This is a genomic window from Streptomyces xingningensis (assembly GCF_054957865.1).
This window is the reverse complement of sequence record NZ_JBDJPF010000008.1, coordinates 28,391-47,180: the sequence shown is the minus strand read 5'-3', so window position 1 is coordinate 47,180 and position 18,790 is coordinate 28,391. Positions and strand designations below refer to the sequence as shown.

Below are 18,790 nucleotides of genomic sequence, written 5' to 3'. Positions count from 1 at the left end.
CGAGTGAGCCCGAGTAAGCCCGAGAAGATCTCGGAGAAAACGAGCCGCACCATGAGCCGCATCATCGACCTCACCTCCCCCATCGACCCCCGTGACCTCCAGTACATTCCCGAAGGCATGCCCGAGCTGGCCTATGTGGTCGCCCCCAGAGTCGACTTCCGCTCCCACGAGGGCTGGGGCACCGATTTCATGACCACCACCTTCGGCTGCAAGCCCGAAGACCTCCCGGGCGGCGAAGGCTGCGCGGCCGAGGTCCTGCACGAGATCAGCACCCACTGCGGTACGCACATCGACGCACCCCTGCACAGCGGACGCCGGTCCGGGGGCAGCCCGGCGCGCACCATCAGCGACTTCGCCCTGGACGAGCTGGTGCGCCCCGGCATGGTCCTCGACGTGCGGCCCTGGGCGACCCCGGGGGAGGCGATCCCGGTCGAGGCCCTGGCCCGGGCGATCGAAGCCACCGGGCAGGACGTCGAGGACGGATCCGCGGTGCTCATCCGGACCGGCCAGGAGCGATACTCCCTGAGCGACCCGGAGTACTTCGGCTACCCGGGGATGTCCCGCGAGGGCACCCTCTTCCTCATCGAACGCGGCGCATCGATCCTGGGCACGGACGCCGTGGGCTGGGACCGGCCGATCCCCCTCATGGTCAAGGCGTACCAGGAGACCGGTGACCCCGGGCACATCTGGGACGGCCACTATGCGATCCAGGACAAGGAGGCACTGATCGTCCAGCAGCTGGTGAACCTCGGCGCCCTTCCGCCCACCGGCTTCACCGCCGGGTTCTTCCCGTTGCGACTGGTCGGAATGAGCGCGGCTCCGGCCCGTGTTGTCGCCTTCGTGGACGGCGGGGAGTAGCGGCGGCCCGACGGAGCATCGCTTCGGCGGCCGCCTCCGGCTCTCGTGTCCCGGGCGGAACCGAATGCCATCGGATAGCGTTCTCCGATGGGGGTACCCGGACCAAAAGATCGTCCCAAAGCACGAGAGCCATTCCTTTGCCTACCCATTACCCTGGTCGGCAAGGCCGCGCAGGGTGGCCATGGAGGAGTGAAATGAGGAGCAGGAACCCGGTCTTCTCGCGACGGGGGTTCACTCCCGGCAGCGGCTACGCGGGCTTCAACGCGGCGCCGCAGCCCGGGTACGCGACCCAGGGCAACCCGTACGCGCAGCCGACCAACCCTTACGCCCAGGGCACGCCCGACCTCCAGTACGGCATGCCCCAGGCCCCGGCGCGCTCGGGCGCCATGACGATGGACGACGTCGTCACCCGCACCGGCATCACGCTGGGCCTGGTGGTCCTCGCGGCCGCGGGCGCCTGGGCGGCCAAGCTCCCGGTGGGGGTCGCCGTCGGCGCCGGTCTGGTGGCGTTCGTACTGGCCATGATCCAGGCGTTCAAGGCCAGGCCGGCCCCCGCGCTGATCCTGGGGTACGCGGTCTTCGAGGGGCTCTTCCTCGGCGTGCTCAGCCAGGTGTTCAACGAGCGCGCCTCGGGTGCCCCGATGCAGGCGGTGCTCGGCACCATGGCCGTCTTCGCCGGCACGCTGATCGCCTACAAGACCCGCCTCATCCGGGTCGACCGGCGCTTTGTCGGCTTTGTGAACGCCGCCGCGCTCGGCTTCCTGCTGCTGATGATGGTCAACGGGCTGTTCGCCGTCTTCGGCGGCGGTGCCGGCCTGGGCTTCCGCAGCGGCGGGCTCGGCATCCTCTTCGGCGTCATCGGCGTGGTGCTCGGCGCGGCCTACCTGGCGATGGACTTCAAGCAGGTCGAGGACGGCATCCGGTACGGCGCCCCGCGCGAGGAGTCCTGGCTGGCGGCGTTCGGCCTGACGCTCTCGCTGGTGTGGATCTACACCGAGCTGCTCCGGATCATCGCGATCCTGAACAACGACTAGCCGCACCGCGGCGGACACCGGGCAGGGCCCGGGAAGGCATCGCCTTCCCGGGCCCTGCCCTTTCGGGGCGCACCGGCTACCGGAACTTGCGCGCGGCCCGACGCAGGTCGTACTCGTGGACGATCGCCTTGGCATGGCCGTAAGCGAGGCCGTGTTCTCCGCGCAGCCAGCTGACCTTCTCCTCGAACCGGGAGAGAGCGGGACCTTCGTCGACCGTGCGCAGCCATTCGGCGACTTCACGGCCGGTGCAGTGCGGGATTCGGGAGAGCAGGTTCCGGTGGGTCTCGTCGGAGATGACGTGGGACATCGGCGCCTCCGGACGCGTCGAATGATGGTCCTTCATGTCACCGTGCCTGAGTGTTCAGACATTGGCAACAGTCGGTGGGCGGCGCATACCCTCGGGGGCGTGGATGATGTGACGCCTCTGCTGGCCGCCGTGGACACCTTCGCCGACCGTTTGCGGGCCCTGCCGCAGTCCCGTCTGAGCCGCGGCGCGGCCGCGGAAGCACTGGCCCTGGCCAGGGAGTTGGCCGCGTGGGCCCAGCGGATCGAGGAGCCCGGGGCGGTGGTGCCGAGGGAGATGCCGGAGGCGGGGATGTTCGCCGTGGCCGATCAAGTGGCCGTGGCCGGGCACGACTTGGCCGAGGCGCTGGCCGCCGGGGGCGGTGCGGAAGGCGGTGCGGCCGAGGCCGTGCGGCTGATCGACGCCGCGGCGCGCCGGTGCGGGATGTGACGGGTCAGAGCGACGCGATGACCCGGTCCGCGAGGACATAGACCTTGCCCGTCGCGCAGCCGAAGGTCAGGGCGTAGGCGCCGGCCACCCCGGAGCCGCCCAGCAGCACCGGGGCGTCACCGGCGCGCAGCGCGTCCACCAGGCTCTCGGCGGTCTCGCGGTGGCCGGGGGTCAGGCAGATGGTGGTGCCGTCGGCGAAGACATAGACGTCCAGGGTGCCGAGCGGCCCGGGCCGCACATCGGCCAGCGGGGTGCGGGCCTCGGTGAGTTCGGCGAGGCGCTCCAGGGTGCGCTCGTGGTCGCCCGTGCTGCCGGACGGCGAGAAGTCGGGGTGCGAGGGGTGGCGGCGGCGGGCCGCGGCCAGCTCGGCGCTCTCCGGGGCCTCCGGGAAGGCCTCGGCCTCCGGCTCGAGGGGCGGCAGTGCGTCCAGGCCGGGCAGGCCGGTGAGCCCGGAGAGCAACGAGGGGGTGTCGGCGGGGTTGTTCAGGTCCCGGGCCTCCTGCGCGGCCCAGAAGGCGCGTGCCTCGGCCAGCTCCCGCTCGCGCTCCTCGGCGAGCGCATCGGCGACGGCCGCCCGTATCTCGGCGACGGGCGCGGTACGGGCGGCCGGCACCGCCGCGCGGCCGTCCTCCCCGTCGTGGTCCGGCTGCCCGTCGTGGTCCGCGGCACCGGCGAGGCGTGCGGTGGCGGCCGCCAGGTCGGCGCGCAGCGCCCCGATCTGCCGGCGCAACCCGCGGGTGACGTACAGCGCGGCGGCTCCCGCGGCGGTGGCGGTGGCAGCGGCCAGCAGCAGGGCAAGGGACATGGCGCTCACTGACGTACTCCCGGTTGCTATGGATCCCCCGAATTCCTACCTCAGCTTGGCGGGTGCTGCCGCGGCCCCACAGTGCAAAACGTCATGAACCGGGCAGGACTTAAGGCCCGGAGGTTCCCCTTTCAACATATCTGACCTGGGGAAACGAATCTCCCCCGGGACGTTGGTCACATCCTGGGGGAGATTCGGTCACGGACGGGTCGTACCTGGCTCAGCCGGTTGTACCTAGCTCAGCCGCTCGATCACCATGGCCATGCCCTGGCCGCCGCCCACGCACATGGTCTCCAGGGCGAACTGCTTGTCGTGGAACTGCAGCGAGTTGATCAGCGTGCCGGTGATCCGGGCGCCGGTCATGCCGAAGGGGTGGCCCACGGCGATGGCGCCGCCGTTGACGTTCAGCTTGTCGATGTCGATGCCCAGGTCCCGGTAGGAGGGGATGACCTGGGCGGCGAACGCCTCGTTGATCTCGACCAGGTCGATGTCGTCGATCGTCAGCCCGGCCCGCCGCAGCGCCTGCTTGCTGGCCTCGACCGGCCCGTACCCCATGATCTCGGGGGACAGTGCCGACACCCCGGTGGAGACGATCCGGGCGAGCGGGGTCAGGCCCAGCTCACGGGCCTTGGTGTCGGACATGATCACCACGGCGGCGGCGCCGTCGTTGAGCGGACAGCAGTTGCCCGGCGTGACCAGGCCGTCCGGGCGGAAGGAGGGCTTGAGGGCGCGGACGCCCTCCATGGTCACGCCCGCGCGCGGGCCGTCGTCCTTGGCAACGACCGTGCCGTCCGGGGTGGTGACCGGGGTGATCTCGCGCTCCCAGAAGCCCTTCGCGATCGCCGCCTCGGCGAGGTTCTGCGAGCGGACGCCGAACTCGTCCATCTCCTGGCGGGTGATGCCCTTGAGCCGGGCCAGGTTCTCCGCGGTCTGGCCCATCGCGATGTATGCGTCCGGGACCAGGCCGTCCTCGCGCGGGTCGTGCCAGCCCTCGCCGCCCTGCTCGGCGCGGGTGGCGGTACGGGCCTCGGCCTCGGCGAACAGCGGGTTGTGGGTGCCGGGCAGGCCGTCGGAGGTGCCGTTGACGGAGCGGGAGACCATCTCGACGCCCGCCGAGACGAAGATGTCGCCCTCGCCCGCCTTGATGGCGTGCAGGGCCATCCGCGAGGTCTGCAGGGAGGAGGCGCAGTAGCGGGTGACGGTGGTGGCGGACAGGTGGTCCATGCCCATCTGCACGGCCACGATGCGGGCCAGGTTGTGGCCCTGCTCGCCGCCCGGGAGGCCGCAGCCGAGCATCAGGTCGTCGATGTCGCGCGGGTCCAGCGCGGGGATCTTGGCGAGGGCGGCCTGGATGATGGTGGCGGTCAGGTCGTCCGGGCGGAGTTCCTTCAGCGAGCCCTTGAACGCGCGGCCGATGGGGGAGCGGGCGGTAGAGACGATCACGGCTTCGGGCATCACGGCTCCAGGAGATTCGCAGCGCGGGCAGGACTCCCGGTGAAGTTACCCGTGCGTAAGGGCGGGGTCACGGGGGTCGCCCTGTGATGCGGGACTCCTTTTCAATGTCCCGCTTCAATGTCCCGCGGCTTTTCAACGCCCCGCCCTGCTTTCAGTGTCCTCCTCGGTGTCCCGCCGCTGTTCACTGCCCCGCCGCGCCCTCGCCCTCGGCGGCCGCGGGGCGCAGCGCGTGCCAGAGATGGCGCGGGGTGGCCTCCGCGTGGGTGGGCAGGTGGCGGCGCCTGCGGTGCTTGAGCAGTGCCCAGCGGCCGCGCGCGGCCGTCACCTCGGTGCCGCCCTCGGCCGCCGCCTCGGCGGCGGCGCGGGCCACCGGAAGGATTCCCTCGCGCCGGGCGGCGTCCGGCCGCTCCTCCTCCGCGGGCCACAGCCCGAGCGCCGCGCACAGCGTCGGCAGTACGGCCATGGCGGCGGTGGCGTACCCCTCCGCCGAGGGGTGGTAGTTGTCCGGGCCGAACAGCTCGCGCGGGTTGGCCGCGAACTCCGGGCCCAGCAGATCGCCGAGCGAGACCGTCCGGCCGCCCGCCCCGAGCACCCCTATGGTCTGCGCGGCCGCCAGCTGGCGGCTCAGCTTCCGGGCCAGCCAGCGCAGCGGCTGGTACACCGGCTCGATGGTGCCCAGGTCGGGACAGGTGCCCACCACCACTTCGCAGCCCGCGTCGCGCAGTCTGCGCACCGCCTCCGCCAGCAGCCGCACCGACCGGGCGGCCGGCACCCGGTGGGTGACGTCATTGGCGCCGATCATGATCACGCAGACGTCCGGGGTCCGCTCCGGGTCGGCGAGGACCAGCGTCACCTGCCGCTCCAGGTCGTAGGACTGTGCCCCGGACAGCGCCACGATGCGCAGCTCGACCGGCCGCTCGGCGACCGCCGCGAGCCCCGAGGCGAGCAGTGCGCCGGGCGTCTGCCGGGGGCGGTGCACGCCCTTCCCGGCGGCCGTGGAGTCGCCCAGCATGCCCAGCACCAGCGGTTCGCGTCCCAGCCCGTGCACAAATGCCGACCCATAGCGGCCGTCGGCGTGCGGCGGGGTGTCGTTGTTCCCGCCGACGTTCCGTTTGGCCAGTGCCACCTCGGTGAGCAGCAGCCCCAGGGCCGCCCCGCCCAGCAGGCCGACCCCGCCGCCCCCGTATGCCGCCGCCGCCGCGATCCGGCGCGCGGTCCTTGCCCTCGACATGGACATCCGGCGGGTCTCCTCCCGCTCCGTGAATCCCGGCTCTGTGAATCCCGGCTCTGTGAATCCCGGCTCCGCAAACGATTGCCTGAGAGCTAGTTGCCCCCGGTGCGGCCGACCGCAACGCAGGGTTAGTGCACTCAGCCGCCGAATGGGCCGAATAGGCTGGTTGTACGGGCCTGCGACGACGGCAGGCCCCCTGACCGCGGAGATCACCGTGCAGTATCACGATTCGATGCTTGAGCTCATTGGCAACACCCCGCTCGTGAAGCTCAACAGCGTGACCGAAGGCATCCAGGCCACCGTGCTGGCCAAGGTCGAGTACTTCAACCCCGGCGGTTCGGTGAAGGACCGCATCGCCGTGCGGATGATCGAGGCCGCGGAGAAGTCCGGCGAGCTCAAGCCCGGCGGCACGATCGTCGAGCCGACGTCCGGCAACACCGGCGTGGGTCTGGCGATGGTGGCCCAGCAGAAGGGCTACAAGTGCGTCTTCGTGTGCCCGGACAAGGTGTCCCAGGACAAGATCAATGTGCTGCGGGCCTATGGCGCCGAGGTGGTGGTCTGCCCGACCGCGGTCGACCCGGAGCACCCGGACTCCTACTACAACGTCTCCGACCGCCTCGTCCGCGAGATCCCCAACGCCTGGAAGCCGGACCAGTACAGCAACCGGAACAATCCGCTGTCGCACTACCACTCCACCGGCCCGGAGATCTGGCAGCAGACCGAGGGCAGGATCACTCACTTTGTGGCGGGCGTCGGCACCGGCGGCACCATCAGCGGCACCGGCCGCTATCTGAAGGAGATCAGCGACGGCCGGGTCAAGGTGGTCGGCTCGGACCCCGAGGGCTCCGTCTACAGCGGCGGCTCGGGCCGCCCGTACCTGATCGAGGGCGTCGGCGAGGACTTCTGGCCGACCGCCTACGACGGCACGGTGACCGACGAGATCATCGCGGTCTCCGACAAGGACGCCTTCCAGATGACCCGCCGTCTCGCCCGCGAGGAGGGCCTGCTGGTCGGCGGCTCCTGCGGGATGGCGGTGGTCAGCGCGCTGCGGCTGGCCGAGCGGCTGGGCCCGGACGACGTCGTGGTGGTGCTGCTGCCGGACAGCGGCCGCGGCTATCTGAGCAAGATCTTCAACGATGAGTGGATGGCGGACTACGGCTTCCTGGAGGAGGCCGGCGACGACGCCCGGGTCGGCGATGTGCTGCGGCGCAAGGCCGGCGACCTGCCCTCGCTGGTGCATATGCACCCCGAGGAGACGGTCGGTGAGGCGATCGAGGTGCTGCGCGAGTACGGCGTCTCGCAGATGCCCATCGTCAAGCCGGGCGCGGGCCACCCCGATGTGATGGCCGCCGAGGTCATCGGCTCGGTGGTCGAACGGGAGCTGCTGGACGCCCTGTTCACCCAGCGCGCCTCGCTCTCCGACCCGCTGGAGAAGCACATGTGCCCGCCGCTGCCACAGGTCGGCTCCGGTGAGCCGGTGGCGGACCTGATGGCGGTACTCGGCGCGGCGGACGCGGCGATCGTGCTGGTGGAGGGCAAGCCGATGGGTGTGGTGAGCCGTCAGGACCTGCTGGCCTTCCTGGCCGAGGGCAATGGCGCCAAGTAGTCGGCACGTTTGGTGAGAGGTGCACCTGTGAAAGGTGTGCCTGTAAAAGGTGCGTATGTGTCACGTGGCGGCAGCACGGACTTAACAAGGGTCCGGCATAGTGAGGTGGTGCCGGGAGGGCGGGACGACCGTCCGGTCCGGCACCACCGGCGACGGCAGGACCTCCGGAGCGGCTCCCGGGATTCCACGGCCGTCCGGACGCGGAGTTCCGGGCTCGCCCGGCCCGTGTCCCTCGCGGGGACCGCTGTCGTCCCGACCCCGGCCCAGGCCGGGGTGCGGCGGCCCCCGCGCGCCACGCCTTGCCGGTGCGCCCGGTCAGTCGTCGGACGGCCGGTACTTCCGGGCCCGGGGGAGCCGCCCGAACGCCTGCACGGCGTTGACGCCCACGATCCCCGCCCAGGTCACCAGCAGCCCCGACAGGCCCCCCATGTGCCCGCCGATGGCGGACAGCGGAATGGCCAGCACCATCGAGACCGCGGCGAAGCCGAACCGCTCGCCGAAGGTGCCGAACTCCAGCTCTCCCCGCGGCCGTTCACCGCCCCGCGCGGTCGTCATCTGCTGCTCGGCCAGCTGGCGGCGCACCCGCCGGTCCGCCGTGGTGTCGAGTTTCCGCTCCACCTTCTCGAGGAAGGATTCGACGAGTTCCGCCTCGTACTCGGCCCCCAGCTCCTTGCGGGTCTGCAGGGTCGCGTCGAGTTCCTTCTTGAGGTCTTGGTCGTGGGCCGTCATGCCCACAACGGTACGGTCGCCGCAGGCCCCGCGTCGCTGGGGCTAGCACCCGTATCCGCAGTGGGGCGCCCCCTCGGCCGCCGAGGGCCCCGTGGAAGGAGAGCAGCCGATGACCTCAGCCCTGCTGTCGTCCCTCACCGGTCCCGGTGCGGACGACCGGCCGGACGCCCTCACGATCGCCGGGCGGTCCTGCTCGCGCGAGGAGCTGCTCGGCGCCGCCGGCGCGGTCGCCCGCCGGATCGCCGGGGCGGCCTCGGTGGCCGTGCACGCCGAGCCGTCGCTGGAGACGGTTGCCGTGGTGGTGGGCGGGCTGCTCGCCGGGGTGCCGGTGGTGCCGCTGCCGCCGGACGCGGGGCCTGCCGAACGCGCCCACATCCTGCGGGACTCGGGCGCCGGGCCGGTCCTCGGCGGCGCCGGGGGGATCCCGGTCGACCTCGCGGAACGGGCGGACTTCGCCGCCCGGGACGCCACCCCGGAGGCGACCGCCCTGATCCTCTACACCTCCGGCACCACCGGGGCGCCCAAGGGGGCACTGATACCGCACGGCGCCCTCGCGGCCGGACTGGACGGCCTGGCCGAGGCCTGGCAGTGGACCGCCGAGGACACCCTGGTGCACGGGCTGCCGCTGTTCCATGTCCATGGCCTGGTGCTGGGCGTGCTGGGCGCGCTGCGCACCGGGAGCCGGCTGGTGCACACCGGGCGGCCGACCCCGCAGGCCTACGCGGCGGCGGGCGGCAGCCTGTACTTCGGGGTGCCGACCGTATGGACCCGCATCACCCGCGACCCGTCCGCGGCCCGGCGGCTGAGCGGGGCGCGGCTGCTGGTCTCCGGGAGCGCCGCGCTGCCCGCGCCCGTCTTCCGCGACCTGGAGGCGCTCACCGGGCAGCGGCCCGTGGAGCGCTATGGCATGACCGAGACGCTGATCACCGTCTCGGCCCGGGCCGGCGGCAAGCGCGTCCCGGGCGCCGTCGGGCTGCCGCTGCGCGGCGTGCGCACCCGGCTCGCCGCCCAAGGCGAGGGCGGCATCGGGGAGTTGGAGGTGTCCGGGCCGACGCTCTTCACCGGCTACCTGGGCCGCCCGGAGGCGACGGCGGACGCGCACACCGCCGACGGCTGGTTCCGCACCGGCGACATCGCGGCCATCGAACCGGATGGCACCCACCGCATCGTCGGCCGGGCCTCCACCGACCTGATCAAGTCCGGCGGTTACCGCATCGGCGCCGGCGAGGTGGAGAACGCGCTGCTGGACCACCCGGCGGTGAGCGAGGCGGCCGTCATCGGGGTGCCGCACGACGACCTGGGGCAGGAGATCGTCGCCTATGTGGTGGCCGAGGGAGTGAGCGAGCAGGCGCTGATCGACTTTGTCGCCCGGGAGTTGTCCGGGCACAAGCGGCCGCGCCGGGTCCGCTTCCTTGACGCATTGCCGCGCAATGCGATGGGCAAGCCGCAGAAGAAGCTGCTGCCGCCGGCGTAGGCACCCGCCCCGGCCCTGCATAATTCCATGCAGGGTTAGGGAGTCATGAATGATGAACCACGATCACCGGGAGAGCAGATGAGCGAGACCGGCGGCGAACCGGAAACCACCGCACGGTTGCAGAAGCTCTTCGAAGGGCACCGGCTGACGCCCACCCAGCGCCGCATCGCGCACTGCATGGTGCGCCGCGCCGCCGACGCGCCCTTCCTCTCCAGCGTGGAACTCGCCGAACTCGCCGGAGTCAGCCAGCCGTCGGTGACCCGGTTCGCGGTCGCCCTGGGCTTCGACGGCTACCCGGCGCTGCGCCGTCATCTGCGCGAGGTGGCCCCGGCCGCGCCGGAGCCCGGCGACAGCTCGCTCAACGCCTACCAGCAGGCGGTCCACGCGGAGATCGACAACCTCCGCCACCTCGCCTCGCTGCTCGCCGACCCGGCCCCGGTCGCCCGGGCCGGCCGGCTGCTGGCCGCCTCCCGCCCGCTGCCCGTGCTCGGCCTGCGCGCCGCCACCGCCCAGGCCGCCGGCTTCGCCTACTTCGCCCGCAAGGTCCACCCGGATGTCCGGCTCCTCGACGAGGGCGGCAGTCTGCTGGCCGACCGCATCGACGCGGCCGTCCGCGCCGGGGCGAGCACGCTGCTGTGCTTCGCGCTGCCGCGCCACCCGCGCGAGGTCCTCGAGGCGCTGGAGTATGCACGCGGCAGCGGCCTGACCGTCGTCACCGTCGCCGACTCCACCTTCGCGCCGGTGGCCCGGCACAGCGACCTGCTGCTGCCCGCCGCGGTCGGCACCGGCCTGGCCTTCGACACCGCCTGTGCGCCGATGCTGCTGGGGCGGGTGCTGTTGGAGGCGATGTGCGACGCACTGCCGGACGCTCAGGCGCGGCTGGAGGAGTTCGACGCAAAGGCGGTGGCCCGCTCCTTGTTCGTGGAGTGAGCGGAGTGAGTGAAGTGGGCGGGGTCAGTGAAGTGAGGGGAAGACGCGGAATGATCCACGGCGCCCCCGGCCCCCAGGGCGCTCAGCAGCCCGGTCAGGGTCAGCGCCCCCGCCGCGACGATCGCCCGCCGCCTCAGCCCACGCTCCTTCGAAGCCATCTCCGGTTCCCTCCGCTCGACCGCTGCGCCGGACAGTAAGAGGCGATCCGCCCCCGCCGCGTCACACCCGGGAGCCAACTCGCCCGTGATACCGGGGTATGAATCCGGAAGGGCACGCTCACCGGGCGTCGACGCGCTTCTCAGGACCTCCTCAGATTCGCCCGCTAGCGTGCGGATGAACTCGAGTCGGGAGGTGTGAGGTGGGACGCGGAGCATATGCGCTGGCCCGGGTGGCGGTGATCGTCCGGGCCCCGGCAAGACCACTGTGGTGGCTGGGCGTACTGGCCGCGGGCAGCGGCCTGCTGGTGCCGGGGCTCACCGGGCGGCGCATCGGAGTGCTCGCCGGGGCGGCGCTGTTCATCGTCACGGCGGGCGTGACCTTCGCGGTGCGCCGCGGGCGGTACGCGGAGCTGGCCCGGGCGGCGTCCCGGGCGGGCCGGTCGGCGATCCTCCAGGACCGCGCGGTGACCGCACGGAACTGGCGGCGCGGGCGCCGCTGGTGGCTCGCCCTGGGCCTGCTGGCCGCCGTCGGCTCCTCGTTCGCGGCACCGGCCGCGGGCGGGCTGGCCCTGGCCGGGCTCGGTGCGGGCCGGTGGGCGAAGGCGCTGTGGCTGGGCGGGCTGGAACGCCGGACGGGCGCACTGCTGTGGGTCCGCACCGAGTGGGTGCTGGCCGGACCCGCCGCCAGGACCGTACCCGGCTATCTGACCACCGGCCTCGCCGCCGGCGACGCCGCCCCCGGCGGAGCCCGCCGCCGGGCCACCACGACGGCGGCGCGCACGCAGGTCAGCGCAGCGCGCTGAGGGACGCCAGATGCGCGGCACCGCTCTCGGCGACCAGCTCCCCGAGGGTCTGCGGGCTGCGCACCGGCGCGAACCGCACCCCCTGCCGGTGCTCCGCATAGCCGTAAACCCCCGGGCGGGGCAGCGAGTTGTAGGCATAGTGGTTGGAGAAGTAGTACGCGCCGGTGTCCAGCAGTGCCACGTGATCGCCCGCCTCCAGGGCCGGCAACGGCCGCTCCACCGCGACCAGATCCCCCGCGAAGCAACACGGCCCCGCCACGTCCTGCGCCACCGGGGCGCCCCGCTTGGGCCGCCCCCGCCCGTCGTACGCGGCCACCCGCAGCGGCCAGGAACCGGGAGCGAAGACGGTACGGGTCGCGACCTGCGCGCCCGCATGGGTCACCGCGATCCGGCGCCCCCCGGCCGACTTGGCGTACTCCACCCGGGCCAGCACCACCCCGCTCTTGGCCAGCAGCGACCTGCCGAACTCGGTGATCAGGCGGTACCGTCCGTCGAAGAGCCCCGGCACGGTGGCGGCGAGCAGCCGGGCGTAGTCCCGGAAGGCCGGAGTGACCTCGTCGGACGCGAAGTTGACGGGCAGGCCGCCGCCGATGTCCACGGTGTCGATCTGCCGCCGTCCGGCGAACTCATTGATCTCCTCGGCCAGTTCATAGGTGATCCGCACCCCCTCCGCCAGCAGCTCCAGCGGGCAGCCCTGGGACCCGGTGTGCGCATGCAGCCGGGTCAGCCACGGCCGCTCGGCACAGGCCCGCACCAGCCAGCCGCGCGCCCCCTCGTCGCGCAGCGCCACCCCGAACTTCGATGTCCCGGTGGCCGTGGACAGCGCCCCGATGCTGCCGCCGCCGATCTGCGGATTGACCCGCACGCCCAGCGCCGAGGACGGCCGCTCACCGATGAGCGCGTCCAGCCGGGCCAGCTCCTCCCGGCTGTCGGCGTTCACCGCCACGCCGAGCGCCAGCGCCTCGCGCAGCTCCGCGCCGGTCTTGGCGGGCGAGTCCAGCACGATGCGCTCGGCCGGCACCCCGGCGGCCCGGGCCAGCGCCAGCTCGCCCGGGCTGGCCACCTCACAGCCCAGCCCCTCGTCGGCGAGCAGCCGCAACACCGGCACCAGGGAAGCGGCCTTCACCGCGAAGGTGTGCAGCACCTCGCCCTCCCGGGTGCCGACTTCGGCGAACGCCTCGCGCAAGGCGGTGGCGGCGGCCCGGATCCCGGCCACGTCCAGCAGCCCGGCGACCGGCTCGCCCGCCCCGACCAGACCCTGCTCCACCGCCGCCCGGACGGCGGCGTCCCGTGTGTTCTGTGTGCGGCTCATGCGCCCACTTCACCACCGCGGGGGCGCTGCTGCCATGGGATCGCACATCCGGGCGGCCCGACGGCTGCTGCCGACGAAGCTGTTGACTAGGGCTATTCATCGCCGCAAGATGTGCAGTGTTCTATTCATTCCCAGGTTGTCCCCAGGGAGGCAGGGCCCATGTCAGGACCGCGACCCGTGCGAGCACCGCGAGGTACCGAGCTGAGCGCCCGGGGGTGGCAGCAGGAAGCCGCGCTGCGGATGCTGCAGAACAACCTGGACCCCGAGGTCGCCGAGCACCCCGACAAGCTGGTCGTCTACGGCGGCACGGGCAAGGCGGCCCGCGACTGGCGTTCCTTCGACGCCATGGTCCGCACCCTGCGGACGCTCAAGCAGGACGAGACCATGCTGGTGCAGTCCGGCCGCCCGGTCGGTGTGATGCAGACGCATGAGTGGGCCCCGCGCGTCCTCATCGCCAACTCCAACCTGGTCGGCGACTGGGCCAACTGGGAGGAGTTCCGCCGCCTGGAGGCCCTCGGCCTCACCATGTACGGCCAGATGACGGCCGGTTCCTGGATCTACATCGGTACCCAGGGCATCCTCCAGGGCACCTATGAGACCTTCGCGGCCGTCGCCGCGAAAAGGTTCGGTGGCACGCTGGCCGGGACGATCACCCTCACCGCCGGGCTCGGCGGCATGGGCGGCGCCCAGCCGCTGGCCGTCACCATGAACGACGGCGTCGCGATCTGCATCGACTGCGACCCGCGTGCCATCGAGCGCCGCATCGAGCACCGCTACCTGGATGTGCGCGCCGACTCCCTCGACCATGCCCTCCGGCTGGCGACGGAGGCGCGGGACGCCCGCCGCCCGCTGTCCATCGGCGTCCTCGGCAACGCGGCCGAACTCGTCCCGCAGCTGCTGGCGATGAACGCCCCCATCGACATCGTCACCGACCAGACCAGCGCCCACGACCCGCTGGCCTACCTCCCGCTGGGCGTCGACTTCGACGAGATGGCCGGCTATGCGGCCGAGAAGCCCGCCGACTTCACGCACCGCGCACGGGAGTCCATGGCCCGGCACGTCGAGGCCATGGTCGGCTTCCAGGACGCGGGCGCCGAGGTCTTCGACTACGGGAACTCGATCCGCGGTGAGGCCCAACTGGCGGGCTACGACCGGGCGTTCGCCTTCCCCGGCTTTGTCCCCGCCTATATCCGCCCGCTGTTCTGCGAGGGCAAGGGCCCCTTCCGCTGGGCCGCCCTGTCCGGCGACCCCAAGGACATCGCGGCGACCGACCGGGCGATCCTCGACCTCTTCCCGGAGAACGAATCCCTGGCGCGCTGGATCAAGCTGGCCGGTGAGCGCGTCCACTTCCAGGGCCTGCCGGCCCGCATCTGCTGGCTCGGCCAGGGCGAGCGTGACCGCGCGGGCGAGCGCTTCAACGACATGGTGGCGAGCGGCGAGTTGTCCGCGCCCGTGGTCATCGGCCGCGACCACCTCGACTGCGGCTCCGTCGCCTCCCCGTACCGGGAGACCGAGGCCATGCTGGACGGCTCGGACGCGATCGCGGACTGGCCGCTGCTGAACGCGATGGTGAATGTCGCATCCGGCGCCTCATGGGTCTCCATCCACCACGGTGGCGGGGTGGGGATGGGCCGCTCCATCCACGCGGGCCAGGTGACGGTGGCCGACGGCACGGCGCTCGCGGGTGAGAAGATCCGCCGGGTGCTGACCAACGACCCCGGGATGGGCGTCATCCGGCATGTGGACGCGGGCTACGACATCGCCGAGTCGGTGGCCGCCGAGCGCGGGGTCCGCATCCCGATGCGCGAAGGTGATTCGGCGTGACCCGGGAAGCCGCCGTGGCCGTCGGCCCGTCCTTCCACGAGATGTGGCGTGACCTCGCGCCCATCGGCCGCGACGCGGCCACCAGCGGATACCGCCGCTTCGCCTGGACCGGCGCCGACGCCGACTGCCGGGAATGGTTCAAGGCCCAGGCCACCGCACGCGGCCTCACCTACGAGCAGGACCGCAACGGCAACCAGTGGGCCTGGCTGGGCGACCCGGCCGCCGACAATGCCGTCGTCACCGGATCGCACCTCGACTCCGTCCCCGACGGCGGCGCCTTCGACGGCCCCCTCGGCGTGGTGTCCTCCTTCGCCGCCCTCGACGAACTCCGCGCCCGCGGTGCACGCCCCACCCGCCCCCTCGCCATCGTCAACTTCGGCGACGAGGAAGGCGCCCGCTTCGGCCTCGCCTGCGTCGGCTCGCGCCTGACCGCCGGGCAACTGACCATGGACAAGGCCCACACGCTCCGCGACGCCGACGGGATCACCCTCCCGCAGGCCATGGAACGCGCCGGGTACGACCCGGAGACCATCGGCCCCGACCCCGAACGCCTCGCCCGCATCGGTGCGTTCGTAGAGCTGCACATCGAGCAGGGCCGGGCCCTGGCCGCCCTGTCCGACAGCGGCTCCGCCGCGGGTCCACACGCAGTGGGCGTCGCCTCCGCGATCTGGCCGCACGGCCGCTGGCGCTTCGACTTCCACGGCGAGGCCAACCATGCGGGCACCACCCGCATCGAGGACCGCCGCGACCCCATGCTCACCTACGCCAACACCGTGCTGGCCGCCCGCAAGAAGGCCCGTCTCGCCGGTGCCCTGGCCACCTTCGGCAAGGTCGGCGTCGAGCCCAATGGGGTCAACGCCATCGCCTCTCTCGTCCGCGGCTGGCTGGACTCCCGCGCCGCCGACGAGGCGACCCTCGCCGAGGTCGTCGCCGCCATCGAACAGGCCGCGGTCGAGCGCGGCGAGCGCGACGGCGTGGACGTCCGGGTCACCCGGGAGTCCTTCACCCCGGTCGTCGAGTTCGCCCACGGCCTGCGCGACGAGCTCGCCGAACTCCTCGGCGGCGCACCGGTCCTGCCCACGGGCGCGGGCCACGACGCCGGTATCCTGTCGGGCGTCATTCCCACGGCCATGCTCTTCGTCCGCAACCCCACCGGCGTCTCCCACTCACCCGCCGAGACGGCATCCGAGGACGACTGCCTGGCCGGAGTGACCGCACTCGCCGACGTACTGGAGGGCCTGGCGTGCAGGCGACCGTGACCTACTGGGCCGAGCACGCCTGGCTCGACCCCGTGGTCGAGTCCGGCGTGGCCATCGACGTGGCCGACGGCCGCATCACGGCCGTACGCACCGGCGTGCCCACCCCGCCCCCGGGCGCGGTCACCCTGCGCGGGCTCACCCTCCCCGGCTTTGCGAACAGCCACAGCCACGCATTCCACCGCGCCCTGCGCGGCCGCACCCAGGTCGGCTCCGGCACCTTCTGGACCTGGCGCGAGATGATGTATGCCGTCGCCCAGAACCTCACCCCCGACAACTACTTCGCCCTCGCCCGCGCCGTCTACGCCGAGATGACCCTCGCGGGCATCACCTGCGTCGGCGAATTCCACTATGTCCACCACGCCCCCGGCGGCACGCCCTATGCCAACCCCAACGCCATGGGCGAGGCCCTGATCGCCGCCGCCGCGGAAGCGGGCATCCGCATCACCCTCCTCGACACCGCCTATCTCTCCTCCGCCATCGGCAAGGGCCCCGGCGGCGAGCCTCCCAACCGCCACCAACTCCGCTTCTCCGACGGCACGGCGGACGCCTGGGCCGACCGGGTGTCCGCCCTGAAGCCATCCGCGCATGCCCGCATCGGTGCGGCCATCCACTCCGTACGGGCGGTGCCCGCAGGGCAGTTGACGACCGTCGCCGCCTGGGCCGGGGACCGTGAGGCCCCGCTGCACATCCACCTCTCCGAGCAGACCGCCGAGAACGACGCCTGCCGCAAGGCCCACGGCTGCACCCCGACCCGGCTGCTCGCCGACCATGGCGCGCTCGGCCCGCGCAGCACCGCCGTGCACGCCACCCACCTCACGGACGAGGACATCCACCTGCTCGGCTCCACCGGAACCGGCATCTGCATGTGCCCCACCACCGAGCGCGACCTTGCCGACGGCATCGGCCCCGCCGTCCAACTCCAGCGGGCGGGCAGCCCGTTGTCCCTCGGCAGCGACAGCCATGCCGTCATCGACCTCCTCGAGGAGGCCCGCGCCATGGAGCTCGACGAACGGCTGCGCACCCGCACCCGGGGCCACTGGACATCGGCCGCCCTGCTGCGCGCGGCCACCGCCGACGGTCATGCCGCCCTCGGCTGGGCGGAGGCGGGCCGCATCCAGGCGGGCGCGCCGGCCGACTTCACCACGCTCGCGCTGGACTCCGTACGCACCGCGGGCCCGCCCCCGCGGCTCGGCACGGAAACGGCCGTATTCGCCGGGACCGGCGCCGACATCCGGCATACCGTGGTCGGCGGCCGCCATCTTGTCTGCGACGGGGTGCATCGGCTGGTGCCGGATGTGCCCCGGGCCCTCGCCGAGTCCCTCGCCGAACTCCACGGCTGAAGCCGACAGAAAGCAACGCCGCCATGACGCCGACCGCGCCGACCACGGCCATCACCAACATCAGCAGTCTCGTCACCAATGACACCTCCCTCGGCATGGGCATGCTCGGTCTGATCCAGAACGCGGCGGTCGTCATCGAGGGCGACCGCATCGCCTGGGTCGGTGAGACAAGCAAAGCACCCGCCACTGACAATCGGGTCGACGCCGGGGGCCGCTCCGCCCTCCCCGGCTTTGTGGACTCCCACTCCCATCTGGTCTTCGCAGGTGACCGCACCGCCGAGTTCAACGCTCGGATGTCCGGCCGGAGTTACCGGGCGGGCGGCATCCGCACCACCGTCGCCGCCACCCGTGCCGCGACCGACCAGGCGCTGGAGGCCAACCTCCGGCACCATCTCCACGAGGCGCTCCGCCAGGGCACCACCACCCTGGAGACCAAGTCCGGCTACGGCCTCACCACCCATGACGAGACCCGCGCCCTGCGTATCGCCGCCGCCCACACCGAGGAGGTCACCTACCTCGGCGCCCATGTCGTCGCCCCCGAGTTCGCCGATGACCCGGCGGGCTATGTCGCCCTGGTCACCGGGGAGATGCTGGACTCCTGTGCCCCGTACGCCCGTTGGGTGGATGTCTTCTGCGAGCAGGGCGCCTTCGACGGCGACCAGGCCCGCGCCGTCCTGACCGCCGGCCGACGGCATGGCCTGACCCCCCGTGTCCACGCCAACCAGCTGAGCCATGGCCCCGGCGTCCAGCTCGCCGTGGAGCTCGGGGCCGCCTCCGCCGACCACTGCACCCATCTCACCGACGCCGATGTGGATGCCCTGGCCCAGGGCGACACCGTCGCCACCCTCCTCCCCGGCGCGGAGTTCTCCACCCGCGCCCCGTGGCCCGACGCGCGCCGCCTGCTGGATGCGGGCGCCACCGTGGCGCTCTCCACGGACTGCAACCCCGGCTCGTCCTTCACCAGCTCGATGCCGTTCTGCATCGCCCTGGCCGTACGGGACATGGGCATGACCCCCGACGAGGCCGTCCGGTCCGCCACGGCCGGCGGCGCGGCCGCCCTGCGCCGCACCGACATCGGCCGCATCACCCCCGGCGCCCGCGCGGATCTGGCTCTCCTGGACGCCCCCTCACACATCCACCTCGCCTACCGGCCGGGAGTTCCGCTGGTCTCGGCCGTATGGCAGCGGGGTATAAGGGTCGCCTTGAGCCGGTAACGCAAAATTCTTCATTGAGCCTTTT

General features: G+C 72.4%; 17 protein-coding genes. 11 read left to right on the top strand and 6 right to left on the bottom strand.

Annotation, left to right across the window (positions count from 1 at the left end):
• Positions 1-3: 3 nt before the first annotated feature.
• Together ABCR83_RS06645 and ABCR83_RS06640 are read left to right on the top strand one after the other, a co-directional pair.
• Positions 4-858, top strand: a complete 855-nt coding sequence (locus ABCR83_RS06645) for a cyclase family protein (RefSeq protein ID WP_462693868.1) — start codon at positions 4-6, stop codon at positions 856-858.
• Positions 859-1,052: 194 nt separating this feature from the next.
• Complete coding sequence (locus ABCR83_RS06640) at positions 1,053-1,892, top strand: Bax inhibitor-1/YccA family protein (protein ID WP_462693867.1); 840 nt, start codon at positions 1,053-1,055, stop codon at positions 1,890-1,892.
• Between the two features lie 76 nt (positions 1,893-1,968).
• Here the strand turns inward: ABCR83_RS06640 and ABCR83_RS06635 are convergent, their stop codons facing one another.
• Positions 1,969-2,199, bottom strand: a complete 231-nt coding sequence (locus ABCR83_RS06635) for a DUF4287 domain-containing protein (RefSeq protein ID WP_462693866.1) — start codon at positions 2,197-2,199, stop codon at positions 1,969-1,971.
• A gap of 99 nt (positions 2,200-2,298) precedes the next feature.
• Here ABCR83_RS06635 and ABCR83_RS06630 point away from each other — a divergent pair, with 99 nt between their 5' ends.
• Positions 2,299-2,625, top strand: coding sequence for a hypothetical protein (locus ABCR83_RS06630; protein WP_462693865.1), 327 nt, complete (start codon positions 2,299-2,301; stop codon positions 2,623-2,625).
• A gap of 4 nt (positions 2,626-2,629) precedes the next feature.
• Here ABCR83_RS06630 and ABCR83_RS06625 read toward each other — a convergent pair whose 3' ends face one another.
• The 3 genes from ABCR83_RS06625 to ABCR83_RS06615 form a co-directional block, all read right to left on the bottom strand.
• Positions 2,630-3,439: a hypothetical protein gene (locus tag ABCR83_RS06625; protein ID WP_462693864.1), complete on the bottom strand. Its 810-nt coding sequence runs from the start codon at positions 3,437-3,439 to the stop codon at positions 2,630-2,632.
• A 225-nt stretch (positions 3,440-3,664) separates the two neighbouring features.
• Positions 3,665-4,885 carry an acetyl-CoA C-acetyltransferase gene (locus tag ABCR83_RS06620; protein WP_462693863.1) on the bottom strand — a complete coding sequence of 407 codons (1,221 nt, stop codon included), beginning with the start codon at positions 4,883-4,885 and terminating at the stop codon, positions 3,665-3,667.
• A gap of 181 nt (positions 4,886-5,066) precedes the next feature.
• Entirely contained in the window at positions 5,067-6,122 is a 1,056-nt protein-coding gene (locus ABCR83_RS06615) for an SGNH/GDSL hydrolase family protein (protein ID WP_462693862.1), read from the bottom strand.
• A gap of 208 nt (positions 6,123-6,330) precedes the next feature.
• On the opposite strand from ABCR83_RS06615, the gene ABCR83_RS06610 reads away from it, so the two are divergent.
• Positions 6,331-7,722: a cystathionine beta-synthase gene (locus ABCR83_RS06610; protein ID WP_462693861.1), complete on the top strand. Its 1,392-nt coding sequence runs from the start codon at positions 6,331-6,333 to the stop codon at positions 7,720-7,722.
• A gap of 315 nt (positions 7,723-8,037) precedes the next feature.
• Here ABCR83_RS06610 and ABCR83_RS06605 read toward each other — a convergent pair whose 3' ends face one another.
• Complete coding sequence (locus ABCR83_RS06605; RefSeq protein WP_462693860.1) at positions 8,038-8,451, bottom strand: hypothetical protein; 414 nt, start codon at positions 8,449-8,451, stop codon at positions 8,038-8,040.
• Positions 8,452-8,560: 109 nt separating this feature from the next.
• Here ABCR83_RS06605 and ABCR83_RS06600 point away from each other — a divergent pair, with 109 nt between their 5' ends.
• The 3 genes from ABCR83_RS06600 to ABCR83_RS06590 all read left to right on the top strand — a co-directional run bounded on the left by ABCR83_RS06600 (position 8,561) and on the right by ABCR83_RS06590 (position 11,816).
• Positions 8,561-9,925 carry an acyl-CoA synthetase gene (locus ABCR83_RS06600; protein ID WP_462693859.1) on the top strand — a complete coding sequence of 455 codons (1,365 nt, stop codon included), beginning with the start codon at positions 8,561-8,563 and terminating at the stop codon, positions 9,923-9,925.
• Positions 9,926-10,003: 78 nt separating this feature from the next.
• A complete protein-coding gene (locus ABCR83_RS06595; protein ID WP_462693858.1) occupies positions 10,004-10,855 on the top strand; it encodes a MurR/RpiR family transcriptional regulator in 852 nt (283 codons plus the stop codon).
• Positions 10,856-11,213: 358 nt separating this feature from the next.
• Entirely contained in the window at positions 11,214-11,816 is a 603-nt protein-coding gene (locus tag ABCR83_RS06590; RefSeq protein WP_462693857.1) for a hypothetical protein, read from the top strand.
• On the opposite strand, the gene ABCR83_RS06585 is transcribed toward ABCR83_RS06590, so the two are convergent.
• Complete coding sequence (locus ABCR83_RS06585) at positions 11,800-13,128, bottom strand: type III PLP-dependent enzyme domain-containing protein (RefSeq protein WP_462693856.1); 1,329 nt, start codon at positions 13,126-13,128, stop codon at positions 11,800-11,802. The genes ABCR83_RS06590 and ABCR83_RS06585 overlap by 17 nt on opposite strands.
• A 159-nt stretch (positions 13,129-13,287) precedes the next feature.
• Between ABCR83_RS06585 and hutU the strand changes: the two genes are divergently transcribed.
• The 4 genes from hutU to hutI are packed head-to-tail and all read left to right on the top strand — an operon-like array spanning position 13,288 to position 18,765.
• Complete coding sequence (gene hutU / locus ABCR83_RS06580) at positions 13,288-14,952, top strand: urocanate hydratase (RefSeq protein ID WP_462693855.1); 1,665 nt, start codon at positions 13,288-13,290, stop codon at positions 14,950-14,952.
• A gap of 41 nt (positions 14,953-14,993) precedes the next feature.
• Positions 14,994-16,211, top strand: coding sequence for an allantoate amidohydrolase (locus tag ABCR83_RS06575; protein WP_462693943.1), 1,218 nt, complete (start codon positions 14,994-14,996; stop codon positions 16,209-16,211).
• On the top strand, positions 16,196-17,551 hold the full coding sequence (locus ABCR83_RS06570; protein ID WP_462693854.1) for a formimidoylglutamate deiminase: 1,356 nt from the start codon (positions 16,196-16,198) through the stop codon (positions 17,549-17,551). The genes ABCR83_RS06575 and ABCR83_RS06570 overlap by 16 nt, the downstream gene beginning before the upstream one ends.
• Positions 17,552-17,574: 23 nt before the next feature.
• Entirely contained in the window at positions 17,575-18,765 is a 1,191-nt protein-coding gene (gene hutI / locus ABCR83_RS06565) for an imidazolonepropionase (protein WP_462693853.1), read from the top strand.
• Positions 18,766-18,790 lie beyond the last annotated feature (25 nt).

What these genes read in the sequence shown, in the direction of transcription:
- ABCR83_RS06640 (WP_462693867.1), top strand. Translation starts at nt 1,053, where the DNA reads ATGAGGAGCAGGAACCCGGTCTTCTCGCGACGGGGGTTCACTCCCGGC.
- ABCR83_RS06635 (WP_462693866.1), bottom strand. Translation starts at nt 2,199, where the DNA reads ATGTCCCACGTCATCTCCGACGAGACCCACCGGAACCTGCTCTCCCGA.
- ABCR83_RS06620 (WP_462693863.1), bottom strand. Translation starts at nt 4,885, where the DNA reads ATGCCCGAAGCCGTGATCGTCTCTACCGCCCGCTCCCCCATCGGCCGC.
- ABCR83_RS06615 (WP_462693862.1), bottom strand. Translation starts at nt 6,122, where the DNA reads ATGTCCATGTCGAGGGCAAGGACCGCGCGCCGGATCGCGGCGGCGGCG.
- ABCR83_RS06605 (WP_462693860.1), bottom strand. Translation starts at nt 8,451, where the DNA reads ATGACGGCCCACGACCAAGACCTCAAGAAGGAACTCGACGCGACCCTG.
- ABCR83_RS06600 (WP_462693859.1), top strand. Translation starts at nt 8,561, where the DNA reads ATGACCTCAGCCCTGCTGTCGTCCCTCACCGGTCCCGGTGCGGACGAC.
- ABCR83_RS06595 (WP_462693858.1), top strand. Translation starts at nt 10,004, where the DNA reads ATGAGCGAGACCGGCGGCGAACCGGAAACCACCGCACGGTTGCAGAAG.
- ABCR83_RS06585 (WP_462693856.1), bottom strand. Translation starts at nt 13,128, where the DNA reads ATGAGCCGCACACAGAACACACGGGACGCCGCCGTCCGGGCGGCGGTG.
- hutU (WP_462693855.1), top strand. Translation starts at nt 13,288, where the DNA reads ATGTCAGGACCGCGACCCGTGCGAGCACCGCGAGGTACCGAGCTGAGC.
- ABCR83_RS06575 (WP_462693943.1), top strand. Translation starts at nt 14,994, where the DNA reads ATGTGGCGTGACCTCGCGCCCATCGGCCGCGACGCGGCCACCAGCGGA.
- hutI (WP_462693853.1), top strand. Translation starts at nt 17,575, where the DNA reads ATGACGCCGACCGCGCCGACCACGGCCATCACCAACATCAGCAGTCTC.